Here is a 3,061-nt window from a genome sequence, read left to right as displayed (position 1 = left end):
GCCATCGGCGTCAATGTCGACGTGAATGACCTGGTTAGCGCACGCGAGGCAGCGCGCGATTCGGCACGAGCCAAGGCCGATTTTCTGGCCAATATGAGTCATGAAATTCGCACCCCGATGAATGCCATTATCGGCATGACTCATCTGGCGCTGGGGACCGAGCTTTCTGCGCGCCAGCGCGACTATCTGGACAAGATCGCGCTGTCCAGCCGCCATCTTCTGGCCATTATTAACGACATCCTCGATTTTTCCCGCGTCGAGTCCGGCAAACTGGTGCTGGAGTCCGTGCCGTTCACGCTGGCATCGGTGCTGGACAATGTGCTGAATCTGCTGGGTGAGCGCGCCCAAAGCAAGCATCTGGACTTGCGTCTGGATGTGGCGCCCGATGTGCCGGCGGTGCTGCTGGGTGACCCTTTGCGTCTGGGACAGATTCTGATCAATTACACCGGCAATGCAATCAAATTCACCCCCAGCGGCGAGGTGGTGATCCATGTGCATCTGGATGGCGAGCAGGGCGACAAGGTGGCGCTCTTGCTATCGGTCAGCGATACCGGCATCGGCCTGAGTGAAGATGCGCGTGCGCGCCTGTTCCAGCCTTTCGAGCAGGCCGATGTATCGACTACGCGCCAGTATGGCGGTACCGGCCTTGGACTGGCGATCTCGCACCGTCTGGCCGCTTTGATGGACGGTGAAGTCGGCGTCGACAGCCGCGAAGGGGTTGGTAGCACCTTTTGGGCGCGGGTCTGGCTTGGGCGTGCGGTGCCGGGTACGCCGGATGCGATGCCACGGGAGGAGGGCGATACGGCCAGGGCTCTGGCCGGTGCGCGTATCTTGCTGGCCGAAGACAATGCGCTCAATCAGCAAGTGGCGGCCGACTTGCTGGCGCGCGCTGGTGCTGTGGTCGAGGTGGTGGGGGATGGCGCCCAGGCGCTTGCGCGTGTGCAGCAGGCGCCATTCGATCTGGTGCTGATGGATATGCAGATGCCGGTCATGGACGGTATGGCCGCCACGCGTGCCATCCGCGCCTTGCCCGGCATGGCGCAGCTGCCCATTCTGGCGATGACTGCCAGTGCCATGGCAAGTGACAAGGCACAGTGTCTGGCCGCCGGCATGAATGACCATATCGCCAAGCCGATTGAGCCGGCCAGCTTGTATGCCACGCTGAGTCATTGGCTCGTGCCGCGCCCGGCACAGTTGCCGCTGGCCGGATATGAGGGGTTCCTGCCGCAGGACGGTTTACGGCGCTGCGGCGGCAATAGCGCGCTGTATCTGGATCTGTTGCGCCGCTTTGTCGATGCAGAAGCCGGCGCCGCCAGTGAAATCGCGCAGGCGTTGCAGGAAGGCGATGCCAGCCGTGCACGTTTGCATGCGCATAGTTTGCGTGGTGTGGCGGGAAATCTGGGGGCGGTCGCTTTGCAAGAGGCTGCTACGCAACTGGAAAGCGCCATCGAAAACGGCGCGGGCGAGGACGCGTTAACGGCATTTTCCGATGCCTTGACCGCACTGTGCACCCATCTGGCCAGTGCCTTGCCTGATGTGGCTACCACCCTCGCCGCGACAGCGGCAGCGCCACTGGATGAAGCCACGCTCGCGTCTTTGCTGGATTTGATAGAGGGTAGTGACGCTTCAGCGTGTAGCGAATTTACTGCGCTGGCGCCACAGTTGCGCCAGGCATTGGGCAGCGGGGTCGATCAGGTGGCAGCTGCGCTGGCAAGTTTTGATTTTGACGAGGCGGGACGCTGTCTGCGCCGTCTGGTCAGTGCCTATGAGGAAAAACATGCAAACAAGGGGTGAAAACGATACGCGCGCGCTGGTATTGGTGGTTGACGATACGCCGGACAATCTGCTGTTGATGAGCGAGCTGTTACAGCCGCATTACCGTGTCAAGCTGGCAACCAGCGGCGAAAAAGCTTTGCAGATTGCAAGTGCCACGCCGCAACCGCAACTGGTGCTGCTCGATATCATGATGCCGCAGATAGACGGCTACGAAGTGTGCGCCCGGCTTAAGGCCAACCCGGCGACGCGTGACATTCCGGTGATTTTCCTCACGGCTTTGTCACGGCAGGAGGATGAAACGCGCGGCTTCGAACTGGGCGCGGTCGATTACATCACCAAACCCATCAGCCCGCCCATTGTGCTTGCGCGGGTGGCCACCCATCTGTTACTCAAGGCATCCGCCGATTTTTTGCGTGACCAGAATGCCTTTCTCGAGCAGGAGGTGCAAAAGCGTACGGCCGAAGTACAGGCCATACAGGATGTCGCCATTCATGCGATGGCCAGCCTGGCTGAAACGCGCGACAACGAGACTGGCGGCCATATCCGCCGTACCCAGTTTTACGTCAAGGCGCTGGCCACAGAACTGGCGCGCCATCCGCGCTATAGCGCCTTACTGGACGCGGGCATGATAGATATTCTGTTCAAGTCGGCACCGCTGCACGATATCGGCAAGGTCGGCATTCCCGATGCCATTTTGCTCAAGCCCGACCGTTTGACGCCGGCTGAGTTCGCTACGATGCAGCAGCACACGACGCTGGGTCGGGATGCCATCGTGCATGCCGAGGAGCGTTTGGGCATGCGCGTGCCTTTCTTGCAGTGCGCCAAGGAAATCGCCTATTCGCATCAGGAAAAATGGGATGGTTCGGGCTATCCGCAAGGCTTGGCGGGTGAAGCGATTCCGTTGTCGGCACGGCTGATGGCCTTGGCCGATGTCTACGACGCGCTGATCAGCCGGCGCGTCTACAAGACCGGGCTGCCGCATGCGGTGGCGCGTGGCATTATCGTCAATGGCGCTGGCTACCACTTCGACCCCGAAATAGTCGAGGCTTTTACCGCCTGTGAAGACGAGTTCCAGTCGATTGCCGAGCGCTTCGCCGATCACGTGCCGTAGTCGTGCAGATGGCAATAAAAAGGCGATGTCCCACACACGTTGGCGTTGGTTGCATGCGATGCGCGCTATCCATGCGTCAGCCACCCATCCCCGTTAGGCTCGCGCTGGTGTAAAAGACGCTGGCGAGGTCTTAAGCTGGCCCTTGTTTGAGCGATTCGACGGTAGCGAATCGCG

At 60.7% G+C, this 3,061-nt stretch carries 2 protein-coding genes; both read left to right on the top strand.

What is annotated here, in order from left to right:
• Window positions 1–1,794, top strand: a 1,794-nt coding sequence (locus EGI20_RS16935; RefSeq protein ID WP_498632883.1) for a response regulator, incomplete at its 5' end; no start/stop codon positions are given.
• A complete protein-coding gene (locus EGI20_RS16930; RefSeq protein ID WP_498632881.1) occupies window positions 1,778–2,887 on the top strand; it encodes a response regulator in 1,110 nt (369 codons plus the stop codon). The genes EGI20_RS16935 and EGI20_RS16930, both read left to right, overlap by 17 nt.
• The last annotated feature ends 174 nt before the right edge of the window (window positions 2,888–3,061 follow it).

Source organism: Aquitalea sp. S1-19, assembly GCF_024343515.1.
This window is presented reverse-complemented; position numbering and strand designations above follow the sequence as displayed.

Coding starts and splice junctions, on each gene's coding strand:
- EGI20_RS16930 (WP_498632881.1), top strand. CDS start 1,778: ATGCAAACAAGGGGTGAAAACGATACGCGCGCGCTGGTATTGGTGGTT.